The 25,608-nt window shown below is 59.6% G+C and carries 19 protein-coding genes; 12 read left to right on the top strand and 7 right to left on the bottom strand.

Features of this window, described 5'->3' with window-relative positions; genetic code table 11:
• Nucleotides 1-3: 3 nt before the first annotated feature.
• On the bottom strand, nt 4-4,140 hold the full coding sequence (locus ACZ0AZ_RS01800) for a CheR family methyltransferase (RefSeq protein ID WP_463538608.1): 4,137 nt from the start codon (nt 4,138-4,140) through the stop codon (nt 4-6).
• A gap of 395 nt (nt 4,141-4,535) precedes the next feature.
• On the opposite strand from ACZ0AZ_RS01800, the gene ACZ0AZ_RS01795 reads away from it, so the two are divergent.
• The 4 genes from ACZ0AZ_RS01795 (at nt 4,536) to ACZ0AZ_RS01780 (ending at nt 9,722) form a co-directional block, all read left to right on the top strand.
• The gene (locus tag ACZ0AZ_RS01795) at nt 4,536-6,140 is read left to right on the top strand and encodes a tetratricopeptide repeat-containing response regulator (protein ID WP_016773603.1); all 1,605 of its coding nucleotides are present in this window, start codon (nt 4,536-4,538) and stop codon (nt 6,138-6,140) included.
• On the top strand, nt 6,137-6,829 hold the full coding sequence (locus ACZ0AZ_RS01790; RefSeq protein WP_016773604.1) for a sensor histidine kinase: 693 nt from the start codon (nt 6,137-6,139) through the stop codon (nt 6,827-6,829). Before ACZ0AZ_RS01795 ends, ACZ0AZ_RS01790 begins: the two co-directional genes overlap by 4 nt.
• A gap of 199 nt (nt 6,830-7,028) precedes the next feature.
• Entirely contained in the window at nt 7,029-8,270 is a 1,242-nt protein-coding gene (locus ACZ0AZ_RS01785; protein WP_177435429.1) for a glutamine synthetase family protein, read from the top strand.
• 69 nt (nt 8,271-8,339) lie between these two features.
• The gene (locus tag ACZ0AZ_RS01780) at nt 8,340-9,722 is read left to right on the top strand and encodes an MFS transporter (protein WP_071173273.1); all 1,383 of its coding nucleotides are present in this window, start codon (nt 8,340-8,342) and stop codon (nt 9,720-9,722) included.
• Nucleotides 9,723-9,795: 73 nt separating this feature from the next.
• On the opposite strand, the gene ACZ0AZ_RS01775 is transcribed toward ACZ0AZ_RS01780, so the two are convergent.
• The 4 genes from ACZ0AZ_RS01775 to flgA form a co-directional block, all read right to left on the bottom strand.
• The gene (locus tag ACZ0AZ_RS01775; RefSeq protein WP_016773607.1) at nt 9,796-10,542 is read right to left on the bottom strand and encodes a flagellar brake protein; all 747 of its coding nucleotides are present in this window, start codon (nt 10,540-10,542) and stop codon (nt 9,796-9,798) included.
• 92 nt (nt 10,543-10,634) lie between these two features.
• Complete coding sequence (locus ACZ0AZ_RS01770) at nt 10,635-11,102, bottom strand: flagella synthesis protein FlgN (protein WP_016773608.1); 468 nt, start codon at nt 11,100-11,102, stop codon at nt 10,635-10,637.
• Between the two features lie 48 nt (nt 11,103-11,150).
• Nucleotides 11,151-11,477 carry a flagellar biosynthesis anti-sigma factor FlgM gene (gene flgM, locus ACZ0AZ_RS01765; protein ID WP_016773609.1) on the bottom strand — a complete coding sequence of 109 codons (327 nt, stop codon included), beginning with the start codon at nt 11,475-11,477 and terminating at the stop codon, nt 11,151-11,153.
• 162 nt (nt 11,478-11,639) lie between these two features.
• Nucleotides 11,640-12,401, bottom strand: a complete 762-nt coding sequence (gene flgA, locus ACZ0AZ_RS01760; RefSeq protein WP_080769351.1) for a flagellar basal body P-ring formation chaperone FlgA — start codon at nt 12,399-12,401, stop codon at nt 11,640-11,642.
• Between the two features lie 82 nt (nt 12,402-12,483).
• Here flgA and ACZ0AZ_RS01755 point away from each other — a divergent pair, with 82 nt between their 5' ends.
• From ACZ0AZ_RS01755 to flgE, 6 genes are all read left to right on the top strand, one after another.
• On the top strand, nt 12,484-13,416 hold the full coding sequence (locus ACZ0AZ_RS01755) for a chemotaxis protein CheV (RefSeq protein WP_016773611.1): 933 nt from the start codon (nt 12,484-12,486) through the stop codon (nt 13,414-13,416).
• A gap of 46 nt (nt 13,417-13,462) precedes the next feature.
• Complete coding sequence (cheR, locus tag ACZ0AZ_RS01750; RefSeq protein ID WP_016773612.1) at nt 13,463-14,290, top strand: protein-glutamate O-methyltransferase CheR; 828 nt, start codon at nt 13,463-13,465, stop codon at nt 14,288-14,290.
• Nucleotides 14,291-14,650: 360 nt separating this feature from the next.
• Complete coding sequence (gene flgB / locus ACZ0AZ_RS01745; RefSeq protein WP_016773613.1) at nt 14,651-15,061, top strand: flagellar basal body rod protein FlgB; 411 nt, start codon at nt 14,651-14,653, stop codon at nt 15,059-15,061.
• 3 nt (nt 15,062-15,064) lie between these two features.
• The gene (gene flgC, locus ACZ0AZ_RS01740; protein WP_039757856.1) at nt 15,065-15,508 is read left to right on the top strand and encodes a flagellar basal body rod protein FlgC; all 444 of its coding nucleotides are present in this window, start codon (nt 15,065-15,067) and stop codon (nt 15,506-15,508) included.
• Between the two features lie 15 nt (nt 15,509-15,523).
• On the top strand, nt 15,524-16,249 hold the full coding sequence (gene flgD, locus ACZ0AZ_RS01735) for a flagellar hook assembly protein FlgD (protein ID WP_463538607.1): 726 nt from the start codon (nt 15,524-15,526) through the stop codon (nt 16,247-16,249).
• 31 nt (nt 16,250-16,280) lie between these two features.
• Nucleotides 16,281-17,609 (top strand): flagellar hook protein FlgE, encoded by a 1,329-nt coding sequence (gene flgE / locus ACZ0AZ_RS01730; RefSeq protein WP_016773616.1) that lies wholly within the window; start codon nt 16,281-16,283, stop codon nt 17,607-17,609.
• A 1,041-nt stretch (nt 17,610-18,650) separates the two neighbouring features.
• On the opposite strand, the gene ACZ0AZ_RS01725 is transcribed toward flgE, so the two are convergent.
• A complete protein-coding gene (locus ACZ0AZ_RS01725) occupies nt 18,651-21,545 on the bottom strand; it encodes a ribonucleoside-diphosphate reductase subunit alpha (protein ID WP_024013986.1) in 2,895 nt (964 codons plus the stop codon).
• A gap of 858 nt (nt 21,546-22,403) precedes the next feature.
• On the opposite strand from ACZ0AZ_RS01725, the gene ACZ0AZ_RS01720 reads away from it, so the two are divergent.
• Together ACZ0AZ_RS01720 and ACZ0AZ_RS01715 are read left to right on the top strand one after the other, a co-directional pair.
• Nucleotides 22,404-23,126 (top strand): response regulator, encoded by a 723-nt coding sequence (locus ACZ0AZ_RS01720; RefSeq protein WP_415761767.1) that lies wholly within the window; start codon nt 22,404-22,406, stop codon nt 23,124-23,126.
• Complete coding sequence (locus ACZ0AZ_RS01715) at nt 23,123-24,733, top strand: ATP-binding protein (RefSeq protein ID WP_463538606.1); 1,611 nt, start codon at nt 23,123-23,125, stop codon at nt 24,731-24,733. Before ACZ0AZ_RS01720 ends, ACZ0AZ_RS01715 begins: the two co-directional genes overlap by 4 nt.
• A gap of 107 nt (nt 24,734-24,840) precedes the next feature.
• On the opposite strand, the gene ACZ0AZ_RS01710 is transcribed toward ACZ0AZ_RS01715, so the two are convergent.
• Nucleotides 24,841-25,566 (bottom strand): 4'-phosphopantetheinyl transferase family protein, encoded by a 726-nt coding sequence (locus ACZ0AZ_RS01710; protein WP_463538605.1) that lies wholly within the window; start codon nt 25,564-25,566, stop codon nt 24,841-24,843.
• Between the last annotated feature and the right edge of the window lie 42 nt (nt 25,567-25,608).

Genomic DNA, 25,608 nt, shown 5'->3' with positions numbered 1-25,608 from the left:
CCGTTACAGCAACTCTGAGCGGCGCAACGCCTCGATGGTTTCAATCAGGTCGTCGTACGCCACCGGTTTGCCCAGATGCTGATCGAACCCGGCTTCCCGGGACTTCTGCATGTCGCTCTGAGTGCCATACCCGGTCAGGGCGATCGCCGGTACGTTTTTCACCAGCGGCAGCTTGCGCAGGGCAGCCATCAGTTCATAGCCGGTCATGACCGGCATGCCGAGGTCTGAAATGATCAGATCGTAGCGCGTGCTCTCAGCGGCTTTCAGCGCTGCCACGGGATGGTCGAAGGCCGTCACTTCGGCGTCTTCCATCTCCAGCAGCAGCTTCAAGGTCTCCAGCACTTCCGGCGAGTCGTCGACCAGCAGAATGCTCAAGCCATCGAGCTTGCCGGAAACCGGTTCAATCTCGGCTGTTGCAGCGGTTTCTTCGACATCAGTCGACAGCGGCAGGCGAACGGTAAAGGTACAACCGGCGCCGAGCCCCGGCGAAGCAACCTTCACCGTGCCGTGCTGGGCTTCGGTCAGTTGCCGCACCAGTGACAGGCCGATGCCCAAGCCTTCACGTTGATGGTTGGTGTGCTGTTTTTCCGCCTGGCCGAACAGATCGAAGACGTGTTCGAGGTTTTCCGCAGCGATGCCGACGCCGTTATCCTTGACGTCCAGTTGCGCCATTTTCCCGCTCTTGCTGGCGATCAACTCAATGCGCCCGCTCGGTGGTGTGAACTTCAAGGCATTGTTGACCAGATTCCAGATGATCTGCTCGACCCGTGTCGGGTCGGCATGAATGATCAACGGTGCTTCAGGCAATTGCAGGTCGATGCGCGTGGCATGCTGCTCATTGAGCACTACCGTGTGGATGTCACGCAGAACCGCGCTCAGATCGACACGCGCCAATTGCAGTTTGAGCTTGCCGGTGCGTACCCGTGCTACATCAAGCAGGTCGTCGATGATCCGCGCCTGACTGTTCACCGCATCGCAAATGGTGTTGACCGCTTTGGTCGCCGGTCCGGCGGTGCGGATCATTGGCAAACGGCGCAACAGTTCGGCGTTGAGCTGGATCAGGTTGAGCGGGTGCTTGAGTTCGTGGGACATGACCGCGAAGAACTCATCACGCAGGGACACCGTATTGCGCGTCTGCGCCAGTTCCTTGCTCTGTTCATCCTGCTGGCGCTTGTGCCCGGTCAGGTCGCGGGCGATTTTCACATAGCCTTGCAAGCGATCGCCGCTGAGCAGGGTGACCTCGCCGCTGCAGAAGAAACGGCTGCCATCCTTGCGCACATGCCAGCGCTCATCCTCCGAGCGGCCGTGCTGGCGGGCGGTGGATAGTTCACTTTCAGCCATGCCAGCAGCACGGTCTTCGGCTGTGAAGATGAAGTCGTAGTACTGACCTTCGGCCTCGTTTTTGCTGTGGCCAAAGATCAGTTCAGCGCCTTTGTTCCAACTGGTGATCGCACCCATTTCATCGAGGATGATAATCGCGTAGTCACGCGTACTCTCAGCGACCAGACGCATGCGTTCTTCGCCCAGGCGCAGCTCTTCCTCGGCTTCGCGGCGCTTGCTGATGTCTATGAAGGTCAGCACCGTGCCGTCGATATGGTCTTCGCTGGAACGATAAGGCAGCAAGCGGGCGATGTACCAGCGGTTATCGGTACTGTTGACCTCGCGTTCGATCATGTTCAGCGATTCGAACACTTGCGCCGCATCCTCGGTCATCGCCGGGTAATTCAGGCGATGGGTGATATCCAGCAGTGAACGGCCGGTGTCTACCGGCAACATGCTGAAGATGTCGGTGGCGCGCGGCGTGAACCATTTGATGCGCATGCTGCGATCGACGAACACCGTAGCAATGTCAGTTGAAGCGATCAGATTGGTCAGATAATCGTTGATCTTGTCGGTTTCCTCGACTTTGGTCTTCAGCTCGTAATTGACCGTCAACAGCTCTTCATTGATCGACTGCAACTCTTCCTTGCTGGTCTCGAGCTCTTCGGTGGCCGAGCGCAATTCTTCGTTGATCGCCTGCATCTCCTCGTTGGAAGCCTTGAGCTCTTCGCTGGAGATTTCCGACTGTTCGATGGTGTCCTGCAAATGCAATTTGGTGCGTTGCAGCTCACGTTCCAGGTTCGAGAGCACTTGGCTTTCAGTCTGCAGCACCGTGGTCAGCGCCTGCTCGTGCGCGTCGATCTCCGTTTCATCGAAGGTCACCAGCACGCACTCGCTGTCGAAGTCGTCGTCCTTGTACGGCTGCGCAATCAGCGTGATGCGGTACTGGCGCTCCTCGCGCTTGAGCAGCACTTCACGCGAGCACACAGTGAGGTTGCTTTGCTGCACCTGGAACAGTGTCGTGCGAATTTCCAGGCGCAGTTCCGGCAGGATCAGCGTCAGCAAGTTGCGTGACAGCTCGCCGCCGACATGCCGCAGGAAACGCCCGGCGGCTTCGCTCATGTGAAGAATATCGGCATTGGTGTCGACGATGATGCTCGGCGGGGCGAAGCGTTCTATGGCGCGGCGGTGGATATCGGCAAACGACAGCTTGACGGGCTCGATGGCTTTCGATGGCGGTCGGGAAACGCTGGTGCGCATGTAACCGCCACGTGGCATGGTCGGGGTGCGACGGCTGTTCGGGGTACCGGTTTTGGCACGGAAGATGCGGTTGCGCTTGTCCACTGGCGCGAACAGTTCATGGCAGGCATCGGCGCTTTCCGAGGTGCCGAGAAACAGGAAGCCGCCCGGTCGCAGGGCAAAGTGGAACATCTGCAGGATTTCCCGCTGCACCTCGCGATCCAGGTAAATCAGCAGATTGCGGCAAACGATCAGGTCGATCTGCGAGAACGGCGGATCGGACAACAGGCTGTGTTTGGCGAACAGCACTTTTTCGCGGATTTCCTTGCGGATCCGGTAGTGGTCATCGTCTTTGACGAAATAATGCCGCAAGCGGGTTGGCGGTACGTCGGTGACGATGGCTTGCGGATAGGTGCCGGCGCGGCCAGTGGTGATCGCGCGTTCGTCGATATCGGTGGCGAACACTTGCAGGTTGGCCTTGCTGCTTTGTACCTGCATCTGATCATCGAGCAGGATCGCCAGGCTGTAGGCTTCCTCGCCGGTCGAGCAGCCGGCAGACCAGACGCGCAATTCTTCTTTTTCCGACGAGTCGGCAACCGATTGCACCAGTTGCGGCAGCACATCGCGCTCAAGGGCTTCGAAGGCTTCGCGGTCACGGAAGAAGTTGGTCACGCCGATCAGCATGTCGCCGAGCAGGGCCTTGGATTCTTCCGGGGTATTTTGCAGGTAGTCGTAATAGGCGCCGAGGTCAGACTGGCTGGTGACCTGCATGCGCCGCTCGATGCGGCGCAGCACGGTGGCGCGCTTGTAGTGTTTGAAATCGTGACCGGTGCTGCTGCGCAGGTACAACAGGATTTCATGCAGGCGTTGTTCGGCGATCGACGCTTCGTGTTCGTTTGCAGGCTTCAAGGCTTTCAAGTCGGGATCATTGGCGCTGGGTAATTTGATGTTCTGAGAGTTGCGCCACAGCTCCATCAGTTTCTGCGGCATCTCGACCACTGGCAGTATCAGATCGACCATGCGCGTCTCGATGGCGGCGCGCGGCATGCCGTCGAACTCGGCGTCTTCCGGCACTTGCACCAGCGTCACGCCGCCCTGTTCCTTGATTCGCGACAAACCCACCGCGCCATCGGAACCGGTGCCTGACAGCACCACGCAGAACGCCCGCTCACGGTGCACATCGGCCAGATCGCGAAAGAACAGGTCGATGGCCGTGTGGCGCGCCTGCGGCGAACCGGCCGTGCTGACCCGCAGATAGCCGTCGTTCATCGACAGCGAATGCGCTGGCGAGATCACGTACACACAGTTCTTTTCGATCGGCACCGGCTGCGTCACTTGCAGCACCGGCATGCGCGTCGATTCCTGAATGATCTGGTCGGCGATGCTTTGGTGATCGGGCGACAGGTGCAGAATGATCACGAACGCCATGCCACTGTCCTTCGGCATATGCTCGAAAAACAGCTTGATCGCTTGCAGGCCGCCCGCCGAGGCGCCGATGCCCACCACCGGGAAATTCAGGTGGCTGGGGGTCACATCCTTGCGCTCGGGCGCAGAGGGCGAGGCAGGGTTTTTCGAGGTCATCACTTCGGCCTTTTTTTGTGGCGGTACAAGCGTATCGCGGACGTCCGGGGGCGCAGGTAATTGAGCAGAATAAACCTCATTTGCGGATCTGCCTGCATTTTTGAAGGACAAATGTGCTGCCTGTGTTTTTGACCTCCGGCGATTGGCAACCGTGCCGATTAATTTGCCGGCGTGATGGTCGGTGGTCGTTCGTCGTCAATTTCGATCCTTAGACGCTTCGACAATCTCAACGAAGAATCTTGAGCAGCACCCTCAGGCCCCGTGATTTTTGGCCGATAACCCGAACGGTGAGTTCAGACTCCAGCGAAATCGCTTGATGGCGCATGGCCTCCAGCTATCATCTGCGCGCCTGAAATCGCCTCGGTTCGTTTTCTTCAATTGCCTGGAAATCCTCGATGTCGTCGTATCACCAAAAAAGCTTTCTGATCGTCGATGATTTTTCCGATTTCCGCAGTTCCGTGCGTTCGATGTTGCGTGAGCTCGGCGTCAAGGATGTCGATACTGCCGACACTGGCGAGCAGGCGCTGAAGATGTGCTCGCAGAAGTCTTACGATTTCATTCTTCAGGACTTCCACCTCGGCGACGGCAAGAAGAACGGCCAGCAGGTGCTCGAAGACCTGATGTCGGAAAAGCTCATCAGCCACGAAGCCGTTTTCGTCATGGTCACCGCCGAAACCAGTCAGGCGATGGTGCTCAGTGCGCTGGAGCATGAGCCGGATGCGTACCTGACCAAGCCGTTCAACCGTTCCGGACTGGCCCAGCGCCTTGAGCGTCTGGAACAACGCAAGACGTTGCTCAAACCGATTCTGCAAGCCCTTGATCGCGGTAAGCCGGTCGAGGTGCTCAATGCCTGTATTGCCCTGTGCAAACAGGACATCCGCTATTCGCCGCTGTGCCTGCGTTACCGCGCCGACGCCCTGCGCGACATGAACCAGAACGAAGCGCTGGAGCGACTCTACGACGGCATCATTGCCGACCGCCCATTGCCATGGGCCTTCGCTGGATTGGGCAAGTTGCTGTTCAAACGCGGGCAGGTCTCGCAGGCCAAAGAAGTTTATGAAAAAGCCCTGAAAGTCTTCCCGATGATGCCGGCGCTGTATGACGGCATGGCTGATGTGCTGGTGGCCGAAGGCGACAGCAAAGGCGCGCAGCGAGTGCTGGAAGAAGCGATTCGCCTGTCGCCGCTGGCGGTGCGTCGTCAGGCCTTGCTCGGCAAACTGGCGATGGCCAACGAAGATTTCGAAACCGCCTCGCGTGCTTATCGCCAGGCAGTGGCGCAGGGCGCGCAGTCGCGTTTCAAGGACCCGGAAAGCAACCTCGGCCTGGCGCACGCGCTGATCAGCAAGGGCAGTGATCGCGGTCTCGACACGCGCACGCGGCTGGAGATCAACACCACACTCAGCGCCGTAGCCAAAGAGAACCCGAGCGATCCAGGCCTGCAGATTCGCGCGCGGTTGATGAAAGCTACCAGCCTGTTGCTCAACGACGCCGAAACCGCCGATAAGCTCACCGAACAAGCACTGATGCGCCTCGATGGCATGGAACAATTCATGAGCCCCGAGGCGGCGCTGTTGGTGGCCAAGCAGTTGCAAATGCTCGGTCAGGCCGAGGCGGGCACTTCGATGCTCAAGAGCTGCGCGGAGATCTACGGTGATGATCCGGCGGTGATGAAAGACATTGCCAAGCTCACTGACGATCCGACCATTCTCAGCTCGAGCAACGCTGCAGCCGATCTCAACCGCCAGGGCGTGCGTGTGTACAAGACCGGCAATCTGGTCGAGGCCCGCGAGGTGTTCCGCAAGGCGCTCAAGCTGCAACCGAAAAACATCAGTATTGCGCTGAACCTGGCCCAGTCGCTGCTGCACGGCACCGACACCAGTGTGCCGTCGGCGGAGCTGGAAGAATGTCGGGCCTGCCTGAAACTGGTGGGCCTGATGCCCGACACCGACGCGCGGTTTGCGCGTTATCAGAAGCTGAAAAGCAAGGCGTTTGGCGAATGAACCCAATTGATCCGGCGCTGGATTTTTCCACGGTGATTGCCTCCACCGTCCACGACATGAAGAACTCCCTGGCCATGCTGATGCAGGCGCACAGCCAATGGCTGGCGCGTCTGCCGAAAGAGCTGCGCGACGGCTCGGAGCAGGGCGTGATCGACTTCGAGTTCGCCCACCTCAACGGCATGCTCGTGCAGTTGCTCGGGCTGTACAAACTCGGCGTCAACCAGTTGCCGCTACAGCCGGCCTATCACGAACTCGACGATTTCATCGAGGCGCAACTGGCCGCGCATCAGGAAGTGTTTGCCAGTCGCGGCATCATCGCCACCTATGAAGTCGATCCGTTGAGCCCGCTGGGTTTCTTCGATCGCGAGCTGATCGCCTCGGTGCTCGGCAACTGCATCAACAATGCGATCCGTTACGCCCGCGAGTCGCTGCTGATCACCGTCAGCGACGAAGCCGGGCAACTGGTGCTGAGCATCAATGACGATGGCGACGGCTATCCAGCAGAGATGCTTGAGCGTCAGGCCGATTATGTCCAGGGCATCAATCACAGCAGCGGCAGCACCGGCCTGGGCCTGTATTTCGCCAATCGCATCGCCGCGCTGCATCAGCGCAACGGCGTGGAAGGGCGCACCGAAATCAGCAACGGCGGGCCGTTGGGTGGTGGGGTGTTCAGCCTCTATCTGCCATGACAGGCTTTTTGTTTGACGCTGCTTGATATTCCGAACAGCCGCAGCCTATTTTGTCCGGGTCGCCGTTCGCGGCTCGCACAACAACAAGGATTGCGTCATGACAACCGATGGCCAGGGTTCACTCGCGCAGCGATTGACCGGCATTGATGAGATTGAATGTGTCACCCCGGATCTGAACGGGGTGCCACGGGGCAAGGTAATGACCGCCGAGGGTTTCCTCGAGGGGCGGCGTTTGCAGTTGGCGCGGGGTGTGCTGCTGCAATGCATCATGGGCGGCTATCCGCCGGCGCGGTTTTACGGCAGTGACGACGGCGATCTGGCGCTGGTCGCCGATCCTGCGCAGATTCATCGTTTGCCGTGGAGCGACGAGCCGCGCGCCATGGCGATTTGCGACGCTGACGAACTGAGCGGGGAGAGCTCAAGTCTCTCGACCCGTGGCCAGCTCAAAGCGGTCATCGCCCGTTATGCCGCGCACGGTCTGGCGCCGGTGGTGGCGACCGAACTGGAATTTTTTGTCTTCGCACCCAATACCGATCCGACTCAGCCGTTCCGTCCGCCGGTAGGCCTCGACGGTCGCCGCGAGGATGGCCAGTCAGCGTTCAGCGTCAGTTCCAACAACGGTCTGCGGCCGTTCTTCAGCGAAGTGTATAAATGCATGGCGGCCCTCGGCCTGCCGCGCGACACCTTCATGCATGAAATGGGCGTCAGCCAGTTCGAGATCAATCTGCTGCACGGCGATCCGCTGCTGCTGGCCGATCAGACGTTTCTGTTCAAGCACCTGCTCAAGGAAGTCGCGCTCAAGCATGGCCTGAGCGTGGTGTGCATGGCCAAACCGCTGGCGCATACGCCGGGCAGCTCGATGCATATTCACCAGAGCATCGTTGAGATCGGCAGCGGCAAGAATGTCTTTACCGACTCGAACGGTGAGCCGACAGCGATGTTCCGCCACTTCATCGGCGGGCAGCAGGCAGGGTTGGCCGACTTCACCGCGCTGTTCGCGCCCAATGTGAATTCCTATCAGCGCCTGTGTCATCCGTACGCGTCGCCGAACAACGCCTGTTGGTCCCATGACAATCGCGCCGCCGGCTTGCGTATTCCCGCCAGCTCGCCGGTCGCCCGTCGGGTCGAAAACCGTTTGCCGGGCGCCGATGCCAATCCGTATCTGGCCATCGCCGCCAGTCTGGCTGCGGGTTTGCATGGCATCGAGCAGGAACTGGAGCCGAGCGCGGCAATCCAGGGTGAGTTCGCCGTGCCGGATAATCTGGCCTTGCCGTGTACCTTGCACGCCGCGCTGGAGCGTCTGAAACGTAGCCAGTTGGCGAGGGAACTGTTCGGGTCGGAGTTCATCGAAGGCTACATCGCTTCGAAGACCATGGAGTTGACCAGTTTCTTTGATGAAATCACTCCCTGGGAGCGCCGTGTGCTGGCCGCCCAGGCCTGACGTATCGCTGCTGCCGGGCAGTCGTTCTGACCACCCGGTATTTACTGCAAGGAGCCGCTCGGAACGCCGATGCGCCAAATCTGGAAATCCTTTCGAGCACTGTATTTCGCCTCGCTGATGATGTTGATCGGCTCTGGCCTTCTTTCTACTTATCTGGCTTTGCGTCTGGCCGCCGACAATGTCGACGGGCTGTGGGTCGGTGCGCTGATGGCGGCCAACTATTTCGGTCTGGTGCTGGGCGGGAAGATCGGCCATCGCCTGATTGCCCGGGTCGGGCATATCCGTGCCTACTCGGCGTGTGCCGGGATCGTCGGCGCGGCGGTGCTCGGCCACGGGCTGGTGGACTGGCTGCCGGCGTGGCTGGTGCTGCGGACAATCGTTGGTCTGGGCATGATGTGCCAGTACATGGTGATCGAGAGCTGGCTCAACGAGCAGGCCGATGCCAATCAACGCGGCCTGGTGTTCAGCGGTTACATGATCGCCTCGTACCTGGGCCTGGTGCTGGGCCAGCTGATTCTGGTCATGCACCCCGGCCTCGGTCTGGAACTGCTGATGCTGGTGGCGCTGTGCTTTGCCCTGTGTCTGGTGCCGGTGACGCTGACCCGACGGATTCACCCGGCGCCTCTGCACCCCGCGCCGATGGAGCCGCGCTTCTTTATCAAGCGTGTGCCGCAATCGCTGAGCACGGTGCTCGGCGCCGGTCTGATCATCGGTTCGTTCTACGGTCTGGCGCCGCTGTATGCATCGCAACAGGGGCTGACTACCGAGCAGGTCGGTCTGTTCATGGGTAGCTGCATTTTTGCCGGTCTGCTGGTGCAGTGGCCGTTGGGCTGGTTGTCCGACCGTTATGACCGCGCGCTGCTGATTCGCTGCTTTGCCGGGTTTCTGGCGGTGGCGGCGTTGCCGTTGGCGATCATGCCGCAGGTGCCGCTGGAGGTGCTGTTCGTCGTCGGCTTCTTCTGTTCGCTGGTGCAGTTTTGTCTGTATCCGCTGGCGGTGGCGTTTTCCAACGACCACGTCGAAGGCGATCGCCGGGTGTCGCTGACCGCCATGCTGCTGGTGACTTATGGTGTTGGCGCGAGCATCGGGCCGCTGCTAGCGGGCGTGCTGATGAAGTTTCTCGGCAGTCAGAGCCTGTATGCGTTCTTCAGTTTCTTCGCGTTGGTGCTGGTCTGGCGGATTCGTCCGAAAGCAGTGACCAACCTGCACCAGGTAGACGACGCACCGCTGCATCACGTGGCAATGCCGGACAGCATGTCGAGCTCGCCGCTGGTGGCGGCGCTTGACCCGCGTGTCGATGAGCAGGTGGTGCAGGAGCAGATGGTCCAAGACCCGGCGCCGGTCACTCCTGAGCCTGAGCCCGAAGCGCAGCCGGAAGCAGTCGTTGAAACCGAACTGGACAGCGGCAATGACGATAAGCCTGCGCCGGATATCAGCGGTGGCAGGCCCTGAATCGAAGGTAAACATCGGCGCATAAAAAAGGGCAGTCCTGTGCGGGACTGCCCTTTTTATTGGTCACTGCGACTCAGAGATCGTCTTTGTCGAAACGCCGTGCTTCACGCTGCAACTGGTAAACGAAACGCTCGACGTTGCGCGCAGCCTGGCCACTGATGTTGTGGAAGCGCAGCCCGGCGAAGGTGATGTTGAGTTTTTCTTCGAAATGCAGATAGCGCAGTTCGACGGATGTTGGCTGGTTGCCGAACAGCGGCGGGGCGATCAGGCGATCGTAGACCTGGCCCAGTTGCAGGCGATCAGTGATGTCGCCTTCGAAGCGGAACTTGCAACCGGTCGCAGAAATATCCAGCAGCTTGCCCTGCAGAGGAACCTTGAGCTTTTCGCCGCCCAGTTCAACGCTGACCAGATCTGTGAGCTTCAACGCAGCGCGGAAAGCGTTGCGGCGCTGGTGATAGACCACTTCGCTCGGCAGGTCGCCGGTGTAGAAACGGTCACCGTCGGATTCTTCGATGTTCAGCGTGCCGTTGCATTCCCAGGCGATGCGCACGCCGTCGTGAAAGCCTTCAACCTTGAACGGCTCGCCAGCCTGGAGGAAACGCTCGCCATCGCGCGGGATCATTTCGTCCAGCGCGATCGTCGCGGTTTCGCGGTCGACCTTGATCAGGTAACTCTGAAAACGCTGGCTGCGTTCATGGAAGGTGATGATCAGCGGATCGTGGCTGTCTTGCAGCTGGCGCAGGTTGCTGGAGATTTCCAGTGGCGTGGTGAGCACCTTCGGAGGCTGCGGAGCATCATCCGCGCTTAGGGTGTTGGACACGGTTCTTCAATCTCCAGACAAAATAAGACTACGACTGGCCAGTATTTTGCCAGCATGTTGCGCAAGTGGATAGTGCAGGGCCAGCGAATGGCTCATGCCTGGCTGAGCGTTCGCGGCTTGACCGGTTTGGCAAAGGTGCCGCTGGCGTCGTACAGCGCTGGCGGCTCACCGCCGGTGAGGATCTTCAGCTGGTTGGCCGTAGTCGCCTGCTGGATCTGGATCGACTGGCCGTTCTTGATGTTGGCTGCCTGGCATTGGGCGATCAGCGCGGTCAGGGCATCGCCCTGGGTCAGCAACTGGTCGCCAATGCTCGACTGGCTGGCCAGTTGCTCAAGACCTGTGCGATCGGTCGGCAGGTTGAGGCTGGCGAGGATTTCGCTGCGCTTGCGGCCATGCTGCTCGAGCAGAATGATCAACGCTTGCTTGGTCGCCAGAATTTCTTCCAGCAACGGCATGTCGCGACCATGCAAAGCGAGGGATTCGGTTTGCAATAACTCCAGCAATTGTTGCGCTGGAGCAAAGTCGTCGTTGATCAGTTGCAATAAGTTAGTGTCGTGCATGGCTGGCCTTGGGGTTTAAGCGTCCAAAAGCCTGGCGCCGGCAAAAGCCTAGCGCTGGGCTTCGAAGTTGAGCAGTTTGCTGGCTACACGGTTGCTGTCGACTTTATAGCTGCCATCGGCAATCGCGGCTTTCAACTCGGCCACTCGGGCTTTGTCGACAGCAGGCTGATCGCGCAGCTTGTCAGTGACCTTCTGCAACTGTTGAGCCTCATTGCTGAGGTGTACCGACTCCCCGCTTTTGGCGACATTGGCCTGTTCGGCCTGGGTATTCAGCGGCGCGGAGGGGCTGTTTTCAGCGCTTTCCTTGGCGTTGCTGGTACGTGTGCTGCCGGTTAGTGACGAGGAACTGTTCAATCGGTTGAAATCGATAACCATGATAAAAAACCTCTGGGAATTTGGACGCTTGCCATGTTTTCGGCTATCCCCTGAAAAACTTTAGGCCCAATCAACCATAAGCTTGCATGCGCCGCTGCGAGACCTGCTGCGGCACAGTTTAGGGAAGCGACGGGATCGGCGCCAGTTTTCTCCGCGAGGCTTTTACATGGCCACTTCGACCTGTCCCGGCGCAATCACCTGCGCCTTGATAACTCTTTGAGAATTAAGGTTTTTTACGCGAATCTGTTCTTTCATGCCGCCATTGGAGAGTGCTTCCCCCGGCATGCGTACGGCGAGGGTGCCGCTGCGCGCTGTGATCACCACCTGGTCACCCTTGCGCACGACTTCGGCCTGCTCCAGATGCACCTGCGTGATGACCTGATCGGCTACCGTTGGTCGGGTCAATTTCTGCCCGATCGCTTCGTCGACGGAGGTGAGGAAACCCTGATTGATCGTGCTGACATCGCGCTCGCGCAACGTCACGTCCTGCGGCTCGATGATACCGGCGCGTTTCAGCGGACGAGTGGTAGTCACGATCTCGCGAAACAGGCGGACTTGAGCGGGCACGAACACTGTCCAGGGCGAACTGCCTTCGCAGCGGACCTTCACCGTAACGCGCCCCAGCGGGCGCGCCGGGCTCTCCAGCGTGGCTGTCAATTCCTTGTCGCACATCGGCATGCGCATGCGCGGGTCGAGCTGGTTGACTTCGATTTCGTAGCGGCCTTCGGTTTGACTGGAAGCCAAATAGTCTTCTACGGTGAATTCAAGAAAGCCCTGAGTCACGCCGATAAGCATATCAGGCAAGGTAACCGCATCTGCATGGGCAGGACTGCCAGCAAGCAAGCAGCAAACGGCGGACACCGCGCAAAGCCCTTTGCGAAGGGTAGATGTCAGGCGTCGGGAAAATGTCGTTTGAGCGTTCATACGAGTTAAAAAGCAAGCGCCGTGCCGTTTAGCAATGAATGTGCGTCGCAACAACACTTGGCGTTGATGTAGGAGTCTGGGCATGGCTGGTGTAATGGATTCGGTGAACCAGCGCACGCAACTGGTAGGGCAGAATCGCCTCGAGCTGCTGTTGTTCCGTCTCGACGGGCCGCAGCTCTACGGGATCAACGTGTTCAAGGTACGGGAAGTGTTGCAATGCCCGTCCCTGACCTTGATGCCCAAATCCAGTCCTGTCGTGTGCGGGGTAGCGAATATACGGGGAGCGACCATTCCGATCCTGGATCTGGCAATGGCAACGGGCTCCGGTGCGTTGAAAGACAAGAACAGCCCGTTCGTGATCATCACGGAGTACAACACCAAGACCCAGGGTTTCCTGGTCCGCTCGGTGGAGCGCATCGTCAACATGAACTGGGAAGAGATCCATCCGCCGCCCAAGGGTACCGGCCGCGATCACTACCTGACCGCTGTGACCCGGGTCGACAACCAGCTGGTCGAAATCATCGACGTCGAGAAGGTGCTGGCCGAAGTGGCGCCGACGCCGGAAGCGATTTCGGTGGGCGTGGTCGATGTCGAGACGCAGACCAAGGCATTGTCGCTGCGGGTGCTGACGGTCGATGACTCGTCGGTGGCGCGCAAGCAGGTCACGCGTTGTCTGCAGACCATCGGTGTCGAAGTGGTGGCGCTGAACGACGGCAAGCAGGCGCTTGATTACCTGCGCAAGCTGGTCGACGAGGGCAAGAAGCCGGAAGAAGAGTTCCTGATGATGATTTCCGACATCGAGATGCCGGAGATGGACGGGTACACCCTGACGGCGGAAATCCGCGGCGACGCACGCATGCAAAAGCTCCATATCATCCTGCATACTTCGTTGTCGGGGGTATTCAATCAGGCGATGGTGAAGAAAGTCGGTGCTGATGACTTTCTGGCCAAATTCCGTCCTGATGACCTCGCATCCCGGGTAGTCGACCGGATCAAAGCAGCAGATATCAGCTAGGGGCGTTTTGCCCTTGGCGTTCAACACGATTTAAGAGGCGGCATCATTGTCTACGGGTAATTTGGATTTCGAACAGTTCCGGGTCTTCCTGGAAAAAGCCTGTGGCATTCTGCTCGGTGAAAACAAGCAGTATCTGGTCTCGAGCCGTCTCAACAAACTGATGGAGCAGCAAGGCATCAAGTCCCTGGGTGAGCTGGTACAGCGCATCCAGACCCAGCCGCGCAGCGGTTTGCGCGAGCAGGTGGTCGATGCCATGACGACCAACGAAACCCTGTGGTTTCGCGACACCTATCCGTTTGAAGTCTTGAAGAACAAGGTACTGCCGGAAGCGATCAAGGCCAGCCCCAACCAGCGTCTGCGGATCTGGTCGGCGGCCTGCTCGTCGGGGCAGGAACCGTACTCGCTGTCGATGTCGATCGACGAGTTCGAGCGCAGCAACCTGGGCCAGTTGAAGATGGGCGTGCAGATCGTTGCTACTGATCTGTCGGGCCTGATGCTCAACAACTGCAAGACCGGTGAATACGACAGCTTGGCGATCGGTCGCGGCCTGTCGCCGGAACGCCTGCAACGCTACTTCGACCCGAAAGGGCCGGGGCGCTGGGTGGTCAAGGCGCCGATCAAGAGCCGGGTGGAATTCCGCTCCTTCAACCTGCTCGACAGCTACGCAGCGCTGGGCAAGTTCGACATCGTGTTCTGCCGCAACGTGCTGATCTACTTCTCTGCCGAAGTGAAGAAAGACATCCTTTTGCGCATTCACAGCACGTTGAAGCCGGGCGGGTATCTGTTCCTTGGCGCGTCCGAGGCGCTGAACGGATTGCCGGATCATTACCAGATGGTTCAGTGCAGCCCGGGGATTATCTACAAGGCGAAATAAGCGGTTTGCGCTGATACAAAAAACGGGAAGCCCGCAAAGGCCTCCCGTTTTTTATGCCCGAATTATTTTCCACGAACACCACAAACCCCCTGTGGGAGCGAGCCTGCTCGCGATAGCGGTCTGTCCGTAAGACAGTTGGCGCCTGACACGCCGCCTTCGCGAGCAGGCTCGCTCCCACAGGGACCTGGCAAGGACGGCAAGCGGCAGAAAAGCGGCATCCGGCGGTAATCGATTGCCGCTTTTCTGGCATTGCCGCTTAGCCTGTTCGGCGCAAAGCCCCGGAATACGGGGCTTTGTTCATTTGGCACGGCGCTTGCTAAAGCTCAGATACGAAAAACCGGTCACCTGAAGGTTCCCGACATGAGCATCAGCTTCGACAAAGCGCTGGGCATTCACGAAAAGGCATTGGGCTTCCGCGCCCAGCGTGCCGAAGTGCTGGCCAACAACATCGCCAACGCCGACACCCCGAACTACAAGGCGCGGGATCTGGATTTCTCCAAAGTGCTCGAAGCACAGACCGAGAAAACCAAGACCGGCGGCCACTTTGCCCTGAACATGACCAACAGCCGTCACATCGAGGCTGAAGGTCTGGGCAACGGCGACGAGTCGCTGATGTATCGCACGCCGATGCAGCCTTCGATCGACCAGAACACCGTCGACGCTCAACTGGAACAGTCCAACTACGCGGAAAACGCCGTCGGTTTCCAGGCCAGCTTCACCTTGCTCAACAGCAAATTCAAAGGGCTGGTGTCAGCCCTGCGCGGAGAATAATCCATGTCCCTGTCCAGCGTTTTCAACATTGCCGGCAGCGGCATGAGCGCGCAGACCACACGTCTGAACACCGTGGCCTCGAACATCGCCAACGCCGAAACCGTCTCCTCGAGCATCGACCAGACCTACCGCGCCCGTCACCCGGTGTTCGCCACCATGTTCCAGGGCGGCCAGGCCGGCGGCAGCAGTTCGTTGTTCCAGAACCAGGACGCGGCCGGGCAGGGTGTGCAGGTGCTCGGCGTTGTCGAAGACCAGAGCAACCTCGAGGCGCGCTACGAGCCGAACCACCCGGCCGCTGACGCCAAGGGCTACGTCTACTACCCGAACGTCAACGTGGTGGAAGAAATGGCTGACATGATTTCCGCCAGCCGCTCGTTCCAGACCAACGCGGAAATGATGAACACCGCCAAGACCATGATGCAGAAGGTACTGACCCTCGGTCAGTAATAAGGGACGAATGCCATGAGCGTTACGGACACCACCAGCACCCTGAGCATGAAAGACATCCTGGCCAACTCGTCCAAGACGAGTAGCACCACGTCGGGCGGCATCGCCTCGGCGACCAACAGTGCCACCGGCGGCCAGGCGCTGGGCAAGGATGCGTTCCTGCAATTGCTGGTCACCCAGCTGAAAAACCAGAACCCGCTCGACCCGCAGGACAACAGCGCTTTCGTGGCGCAACTGGCGCAGTTCAGCAGCCTTGAAGGCATCACCACGCTGAACTCCACAGTCAGTGGCCTTGCCGGCAACTACAACTCGTCGCAGGCGCTGCAAGCCTCGTCGCTGGTCGGTCGCAACGTGATCGTGCAGACCAACACCGCGCAGCTCGATGACCCGAGCAAAGGCCTGACCGGTTCGGTCTCCGTGCCTTCGTCGATTGCCGGCGGCACCGTGACCATCACCGACAAGGACGGCAAGACCGTGCGCACCATCGACCTGGGCAGCCGCGCTGCGGGTGCTGCCAGTTTCACGTGGGACGGCAAGGACACCGCCGGCACCGTGGTTCCGGTCGGTACTTACACGTTCAAGGCCAGCGCACCGATCAACGGCGCGGCGACCGACCTGGCGACCTACCTGCCAGCAACCGTCAACAGCGTGACGATCAGCCAGACCGGTGGCGAGCTGATGCTCAACCTGGCCGGCAAGGGCACTGTCGCCCTGTCCAAAGTACAAACCATTGGTATATAGAGCCGACTAACCCGGCACGAAGGAGTGGAACATGTCTTTTAACATCGGCCTTAGCGGTCTCTATGCCGCCAACAAACAACTCGACGTGACCGGCAACAACATCGCCAACGTCGCCACCGCCGGGTTCAAATCCTCGCGCGCAGAATTCGAAGACGTCTATTCGGCGACTCGTCTGGGCAGCGGCAGCAAAGTGATCGGTAACGGCGTACGCCTGGCCAACGTGTCCCAGCAGTTCACCCAGGGTGACATCAACAACACTGGCAACGTGCTGGATATGGGCATTAACGGCTCTGGCTTTTTCACCATGAACAACAACGGCTCGGTGTCTTACACCCGTGCCGGTACGTTCAAGGTCGATAACGCCGGCTACATCACCAACACCGACTACACCTCGCGTTTGCAGGGCTACGGTGTGGATGCCAACGGCAAGATTATTAACGGCGTCTTGACCGACCTCAAGATCGATACCTCGAACCTGGCCCCGAAGTCGACTTCGGCGGTGGCTTCGACCATTAATCTGAACTCGACCGCTGCGGTGATCGACGATACGGTCGCGGCAGGCAAATTCGACCCTACCAACACTGCGACCTACACCAAGTCGTTCAGCACCCCGATCTATGACAGCCAGGGCAACCAGCACACCATGGATCAATACATGGTGAAAACCGGCGCCAACACCTGGAAGGTCTACACCCTGGTGGACGGTCGTAACCCGGATGCGACCGGCAGCGATCCGAAGACCACCGCGCCTGTGGCCTCGACGCTGTCCTTTGACGCGACCGGCAAGCTGACCCAGGTCAGCACGCCAGATCCGCTGGGTGGCCCGGCCATCATCAGCAGCGACCTGACACTCAAGGGCTGGGTGCCAGGCACTGTGACCGATGGTGTCTGGAAGGCTAACGGCGCGGCGGCAAACCCGGCGGGTGTGACCATCTCGATGGCCAAGACCACTCAGTACAACGCCGACACCTCGCGCACGATTCCTACTCAGGATGGTTACGCGACTGGCCAGATCACCAACCTGACCATCGACGGTACCGGTACCTTGTTCGCCAACTTCAGCAACAACCAGAGCAAGGCCATCGGACAGGTTGCACTGGCGAGCTTCACCAACGAACAGGGCCTGCAGGCGATCGGTGGCACCAGCTGGAAAGAGACGTTTGCTTCGGGTATTCCGGGCTACGATGCGCCTGAGACCGGTACGCTGGGTTCGGTGGTGTCCAACTCGCTGGAAGAATCGAACGTTAACCTGACCAATGAGCTGGTTGATCTGATCAAAGGCCAGAGCAACTATCAGGCGAACGCCAAGACCATTTCGACGCAGAGCACGATTATGCAGACCATTATTCAGATGACCTGATTCGGGTTTCTGAGCTGGTTTTTTGGGCCCCTCGTTTTGAGGGGCTTTTTTTTGGTCTTGGCGGCCTCTGGGCCGGCCAGGCTTTGGGTGATTTGGGTGAATATCCGTTGCTGCGGTAGCGACTGCTGACGGTTTCGCCTGACGGCGACTTACTTTTTTACAAGCGCCAAAAAAAGTAAGCAAAAAACGCTTGCTCCTACGTTCGGCCCTCGCAGGCTCGGGTTCCTTCGCTGCGGGATCGATCCGGGCGCAGCGGCTACGGTTTGCTTCGCTGCGCCTCCTTGCGCTGTGTCTGGCTGCGCCAGACGGTCGCTGCGCTCCCACGCCCGGATCAATCCCTCCACTCAGCCTTCCGACGTCGCCGGTGGATCAAAAGCACTCGAGCTTGCGCTCATTGTTGAATGGGGCGGCTTCGCCGCGGGCAGCTGCGCTGCTTTGCTTTTGCTTTTGTGGGAGCGAGCCTGCTCGCGAAGGCGGCCCGACAGCCGACCTGGTCTTGAGGTAACACTCGATCCAACTGTAGGAGCTGCCGAAGGCTGCGATCTTTTGATCTGGCTTTTGCTTTTGCTTTTTCTTTTGGTTTTGCTTTTGGTTTTGCTTTTGTTTTGGCTTTGATCCGGCTCTTGATCTTTTGCCCCTTCGGCAGGCTTCGTTATGGGATCGATCCGGGTGTGGGAGCGCAGCGACCGTACGACGCAGTCGTACACAGCGGAAGGAGGTGCAGCGAAGCAAACCGTAGCCGCTGCGCCCGGATCGGTCCCGTAACGAAGGTACCCCGAGCTTTAGCGAGCGGGCCGTACGCCGGGGCAAAGCCTTTTGGGTTACCTTTTTGGCGTCTGAAAAAGGTGACTCGCTGTAAGAGCGAAACCGCCAGCGGCAACACCCGCAGCAACGGATATACACCCAAAACCTCAAGAGCCCGGTCGGCCCAAAGGCCGCCAAGGCCTCCAAAAACAAAACCCCCGACAAACCAGAAGTCTGTCGGGGGTTTTGTTTGCCTTGAGATTCCAGGCGTCTCGCAACGCCTGATCTCAGCTCAGCTTATTGGCAAGCTTCGCAATCCGGCTCGTCAATCGCGCAGGCCTTTGGCACGGGTGCCGGACCTGCCGGAGCGGCCAGGACCGAATCGTCGCCGTGGTTGCCGCCACTGGAAACAGCGTTCAGCTTGCCGGTGTTGATGGTCGACTTCTCGGTGCTGGTCGCGGCCAAGGCACGGAGGTAGTAAGTGGTTTTCAGGCCACGGTACCAGGCCATGCGGTAGGTCACGTCGAGCTTCTTGCCCGATGCGCCGGCGATGTACAGGTTCAGCGACTGGGCCTGGTCGATCCACTTCTGACGACGGCTGGCGGCGTCAACGATCCACTTGGTGTCCACTTCGAACGCGGTCGCGTAGAGTTCTTTGAGCTCTTGCGGGATGCGCTCGATCTGTTGCACCGAACCGTCGTAGTACTTCAGGTCGTTGATCATGACCGAGTCCCACAGACCGCGAGCTTTCAGATCGCGAACCAGGTAAGGGTTGATCACGGTGAATTCGCCCGACAGGTTCGATTTCACGTACAGGTTCTGGTAGGTGGGTTCGATCGACTGCGAAACGCCAGTGATGTTGGCGATGGTCGCGGTCGGTGCGATGGCCATGATGTTCGAGTTACGGATGCCTTTCTGTACACGGGCGCGAACCGGTGCCCAGTCGAGGGTTTCCTTCAGGTCGACGTCGATGTACTTCTCGCCACGCTGTTCGATCAGGATCTGTTGCGAATCCAGCGGCAGGATGCCTTTGGACCACAGCGAGCCGTTGAACGTCTCGTAGGCGCCGCGCTCGTCGGCCAGGTCGCAGGAAGCCTGGATCGCGTAGTAGCTGACCGCTTCCATCGACTTGTCGGCGAACTCGACGGCAGCGTCGGAGCCGTAGGCAATGTGCTGCAGGTACAGAGCGTCCTGGAAGCCCATGATGCCCAGACCGACCGGACGGTGGCGGAAGTTGGAGTTCTTCGCTTGCGGCACCGAGTAGTAGTTGATGTCGATCACGTTATCGAGCATGCGCACAGCGGTGTTCACGGTGCGTTGCAGCTTGGCGGTATCGAGCTTGCCGTCGACGATATGGTTCGGCAGGTTGATCGAGCCCAGGTTGCAAACGGCGATTTCGTCCTTGTTGGTGTTCAAGGTGATCTCGGTGCACAGGTTCGAGCTGTGGACCACGCCGACGTGCTGCTGCGGGCTGCGCAGGTTGCACGGGTCTTTGAAAGTCAGCCATGGGTGGCCGGTTTCGAAGAGCATGGACAGCATTTTGCGCCACAGGTCTTTGGCCTGGATGGTCTTGAACAGCTTGACCTTGCCCGGGTACTCGGTCAGCGCTTCGTAGTACTCGTAGCGCTCTTCGAAGGCTTTACCGGTCAGGTCGTGCAGGTCCGGTACTTCGGATGGCGAGAACAGGGTCCACTTGCCGTCATCGAAGACACGCTTCATGAACAGGTCAGGGATCCAGTTGGCGGTGTTCATGTCGTGGGTACGACGACGATCGTCACCGGTGTTCTTGCGCAGCTCGATGAACTCTTCGATGTCCATGTGCCAGGTTTCCAGGTAGGCACACACCGCGCCTTTGCGCTTGCCACCCTGGTTCACGGCCACAGCGGTGTCGTTCACCACTTTGAGGAACGGCACCACGCCTTGCGACTTGCCGTTGGTGCCCTTGATGTACGAACCCAGCGCACGAACAGGCGTCCAGTCGTTGCCCAGGCCGCCGGCAAATTTCGACAGCATGGCGTTGTCGTGGATCGCGTGATAGATGCCCGACAGGTCATCCGGAACGGTGGTCAGGTAGCAGCTCGACAGCTGTGGACGCAGGGTACCGGCGTTGAACAGGGTTGGAGTCGAAGCCATGTAGTCGAACGAGGACAGCAGGTTGTAGAACTCGATCGCACGGTCTTCTTTCTGCTTCTCTTCGATCGCAAGACCCATGGCCACGCGCATGAAGAAGATCTGCGGCAGTTCGAAACGCACGCCATCCTTGTGGATGAAGTAGCGGTCGTACAGGGTCTGCAGGCCCAGGTAGGTGAATTGCTGATCGCGCTCGTGGTTGATCGCCTTGCCCAGTTTTTCCAGGTCGAAGGTGGCCAGCACAGGGTTCAGCAGTTCGAACTCGATACCCTTGGCGATGTAGGCCGGCAGGGCCTTGGCGTACAGGTCGGCCATTTCGTGATGGGTGGCGCTTTCGGCGACTTCGAGGAAGTTCAGCCCTTCGGCACGCAGGGTGTCCATCAGCAGGCGGGCGGTGACGAACGAGTAGTTCGGCTCACGCTCGACCAGGGTGCGGGCGGTCATCACCAGTGCGGTGTTGACGTCGGTCAGGGCGACGCCGTCGTACAGGTTCTTCAGGGTTTCGCGCTGGATCAGGTCGCCGTCGACTTCTTCCAGGCCTTCGCAGGCCTCGGTGACGATAGTGTTCAGGCGGCCCATGTCCAGCGGCGCGAGGCTACCGTCGGCGCGGGTGATGCGGATCGATGGGTGCGCGTTGACGGCTGCTTCGGCCGGGGCGTGGGCAGCGCGTTCTTTCGAACGGCCGTCACGGTAGATCACGTAGTCGCGAGCGACTTTCTGCTCGCCGGCACGCATCAGGGCCAGTTCGACCTGGTCCTGGATTTCTTCGATGTGGATGGTGCCGCCCGATGGCATGCGACGCTTGAAGGTCGCGGTGACCTGTTCGGTCAGACGCGCCACGGTGTCATGGATTCGCGACGAAGCGGCAGCGGTGCCGCCTTCAACTGCGAGGAACGCTTTGGTGATAGCGACGGTGATCTTGTCATCGGTGTAAGGAACGACAGTGCCATTACGCTTGATCACGCGCAGCTGGCCAGGCGCGGTGGCTGCCAGATCCGAAGTCGAATCGGCGGCCTGCGGCAAGGTGCCCTGCGGGTTCTCGCGAGTTGTGTCGGTTTGCATGGGGGGTGGTCTCCACATTCTCTATGTTTGTTTGGCACCGTCATGGTGCTCACCGTTCTGTACCGAAGCACTGCAACCGACGGGCGTCGGCATTACAAACTTCGGAACAGTAGGAAAAAGGCTGCAACGCCGCATCCTTGCCGAAGTTTTGGTAGCCAGCCGAAGCTCGCCACCGGATTCCTTCGCGGGTGACAGTCATGACTGCAACACCCATACCGTTTTGTCCGTTTCGGACCAAATAAAACGGTGCCATCCGCCAGTGCGGTTTGGGCTTGAAAAAACTCGTTCGTTCAACCGGAAACTCGCCATAAAGCGCTTGAGTTTCAGGTCTGAAATGTGGTTGGGCGATTTAGACGAAAACCCTATATGTAGGGTCTGCGTTTTCGCGGTGCTACAAGATAATGCGTTTCAGGGGGGGATTGCAACGTACTACCTGTGGATAAGCCTGTGCGTAATTTGTGTAAGAAACAGGGAAAACGCGTGTAGGCCGCGAACCTGCTGAGCCAGACCGTTTGTCACTGTTTTTTTGCCTGGAAAACGTTACAGCGGTTTTTTAAGGGCGCGAACCCTATCACAGAATTCCGCCTTGTCCGAACGCATTTACCGACTTGTTTTCCGGGTGTCCGGCGTTTATACAATCGCTGGCTGCATGGGCATTTTTATCCTCCTGAAACATGACAGATGATCGGGAGGTACACGCAGGATTGTGGGAGCGAGCCTGCTCGCGAATCGGTTGACCACTGAGCATTCAGGTTGGAGCAACAGACGCTTTCGCGAGCAGGCTCGCTCCCACAGGTTTTGTCCGTGTCAGGCGATTGTCTTTCTTCTTTTAATAAAAACAGCAAACAGAGGTCACCGGTGGAGCAACAAACCTGGCAGGTATTGATTGTCGAGGATGACCAGCGACTGGCCGAGCTCACCCGTGACTACCTGCAAGCCAATGGCCTGCGCGTGGAGATCGAAGGCAACGGTGCGCTGGCGGCGGCGCGGATCATCAGGGAGCAGCCGGATCTGGTGATCCTCGATCTGATGCTGCCCGGCGAGGATGGCCTGAGCATCTGCCGCAAGGTGCGCAGCCAGTACGACGGGCCGATCCTGATGCTCACCGCGCGCACCGATGACGCTGATCAGATCCACGGCCTCGACCTTGGTGCCGACGACTATGTCTGCAAACCGGTGCGCCCGCGTTTGTTGCTGGCGCGGATCCAGGCGTTGCTGCGACGCAGTGACACACCGGAACCGGCCGCGGAAAAATCCCGTCGCCTGCAATTCGGCCCGCTGGTGGTCGACAACGCGTTGCGTGAAGCCTGGCTGAGCGACAACGGCATCGAGCTGACCAGCGCCGAGTTCGACCTGCTCTGGCTGCTGGTGTCCAACGCGGGGCGGATTCTTTCCCGCGAAGAAATCTTCACCGCATTGCGCGGCATCGGCTATGACGGCCAGGACCGCTCGATCGACGTGCGCATCTCACGCATCCGTCCGAAAATCGGCGACGACCCCGATCATCCGCGTCTGATCAAGACCATTCGCAGCAAAGGCTACCTGTTCGTCCCGGAAGCCTGTGCAGACCTGGCGCTGTGAATTCGATCTTCCTGCGCATCTACGGCGGCATGTGCGCCGCGCTGATTCTGGTGGCGGTGCTCGGCGTGCTGGCACTGAACCTGCTCAATCAGGTGCGCAGTGAGCAATACCGCGAACGCCTGGCCCACGGCACCTTTTCGCTGATGGCCGATAACCTGCAACCGATGAACCAGACCGAGCGCCACCGCGCGTTGCTGGTGTGGGAGCGGCTGCTCGGCATTCCGCTGACGCTGAAGAAATTTTCTGAAAGCGACCTCGATCTGGCCCAGCGCACCCGTGTGTTGCGCGGTCAGGCGCTGGTCGAGCAAACCGGGCCACACGCGGCCAAGGTCTATCGGCTGATCAGCGAAAAAGAGCAAATGATGCTGGTGGGCGAGGTACAGCAGATCAGCGAGCAACTGGCCCGGGCGACCATTTATTTGCTCGCCGATGAACTGGTGCGAGTACCGGTCGGCGAACAGCCCAAACGTCTGGCGCAGATAAAGCAGGAAAAGGGCTTCGGCTTCGATCTGCGTCTGGTCACGGTAAATGACGCCGACATGGACGAAGACCAGAGCCGCCGCGTGGCCGAGGGCGATACGGTGATGGCGCTGGGCAAGGGCGGCGATTCGATCCGTGTCTTCGCCGGCATGGTCGGCACGCCGTGGGTGCTGGAAATCGGCCCGCTGTATCAGATGAATCCGTACCCGCCGGAATGGCTGGTGCTGATTGCCGCTCTGGGTCTGACGCTGATCGGTCTCATCGTCTATCTGTTGGTGCGTCAGCTTGAGCGGCGTTTGCGCGGCCTCGAAGCAGCGGCCACGCGCATCGCTAAGGGCAGCTTGGAAACCCGCGTACCTGCACGCGGAGCCGACTCGGTCGGGCGGCTGGCGTCGGCGTTCAATGGCATGGCCGAGCATTTGCAGCAACTGCTGGCGATCCAGCGTGAACTGGTGCGCGCGGTATCCCATGAGTTGCGCACGCCGGTGGCGCGGCTGCGTTTCGGTCTGGAGATGATCGGTACGGCGACCACCCCGCAGGCACTGGAGAAATACCGCGAAGGCATGGATCACGACATCGAGGACCTCGATAAGCTGGTCGACGAAATGCTCACCTACGCGCGGCTGGAACAGGGCTCGCCGGCGCTGACCTTCCAGCGCATCGACCTGGATGCGCTGGTCAATCAGGTGATCGAAGAATTGGCGCCACTGCGCGCCGAGGTCACGGTGCAGCGCGGTTTGTGTTTGTCATCGGCCGACAATGACGGCGCCTGGGTCGAGGCTGAACCGCGTTATTTGCATCGGGCGCTGCAGAATCTGGTGGGCAACGCGATGCGCCATGCGCACTCGCAGGTGACGGTGAGTTATCAGGTCGGCCAGTTGCGTTGCCGGATCGACGTCGAGGATGACGGGCCGGGAGTGCCGGAGGTGGCATGGGAGCGGATCTTCACGCCGTTTCTGCGCCTCGACGATAGCCGCACGCGGGCCTCGGGCGGGCATGGTCTGGGCTTGTCGATTGTGCGGCGGATCATTCACTGGCACGACGGCCGCGCGATCATTGGCAAGAGCAAGAGCCTGGGTGGGGCGTGTTTCAGTCTGAGTTGGCCGAGAAATCAGGAGCGCCGCTGAGATACGGGATACCGCCTTCGCGAGCAGTCTCGCTCCCACATTTGAAATGCAATCCCCTGTGGGAGCGAGCCTGCTCGCGATAGCGCCATTGCCGACAATGCAAATCCTCAGGCAGGAATGCTGACCAGACTCAACAACTGCCCATCCTGCACTCCGAACTGCGCCTCCAGCTCCGATCCGTTGCGCCATTCGCCGGACAAATCAGTCAACAACCGCAGCCTGACCTGACCCGCCGCAGTCCATTCCAGCACTTCGGCATGCTCGAAATAAAAGCGCTGCTGCACGATCGGGTACAGCGCTTTGAATAAACTCTCTTTGACCGAAAACGTCAGGGTCACCAGTAACGCCAACTGATCCTCAGATCCCGCTGCGATGCGCTGCAGTTCCGCTGGGGTGAGAATTTCCCCGGCCAGGCGTTCGGCGCGCTCGTGGCTCAACAGGTTTTCCAGATCCATGCCCAGGCCGCGCCAGTGCTGCTTGTTGGCGACAATCGCTGCGGCGCGGCCGGTGCTGTGGGTGATCGAACCGCAAATGTGCGCTGGCCACACCGGGGCGCGGTCTTCGCCGATCGGCGGAACGATATTCAGGCCTTCGAGTTGGTGCAGCGCGGCACGGGCGCAGATGCGCCCGGCGAGAAACTCGGCCTGACGCTTGGCCACCGAGCGCTGGATGCTTGGCGGCGCGAGTACAGCGCTGCGCTGGAAGTCATCGCCGAGCAACTGTGCCGGATCGAAGTGGGTACTGAGCAGCACGGTATCGGCAAGCACCGTTGGCAACGGCCAATGGCTGTCGAGGGCAGTGCAGCAGGCGGGCAGGGCGAGGGTGGTATGCATGGCGGGCATTTTGCCGGTTAGTCGGGGCGAGGTCGAGATCGG

The sequence above is a fragment of the Pseudomonas sp. AC239 genome (genome assembly GCF_979258545.1).
The sequence above is the reverse complement of the archived record's forward strand: the minus strand, read 5'-3'. Positions and strand labels throughout refer to the sequence as shown.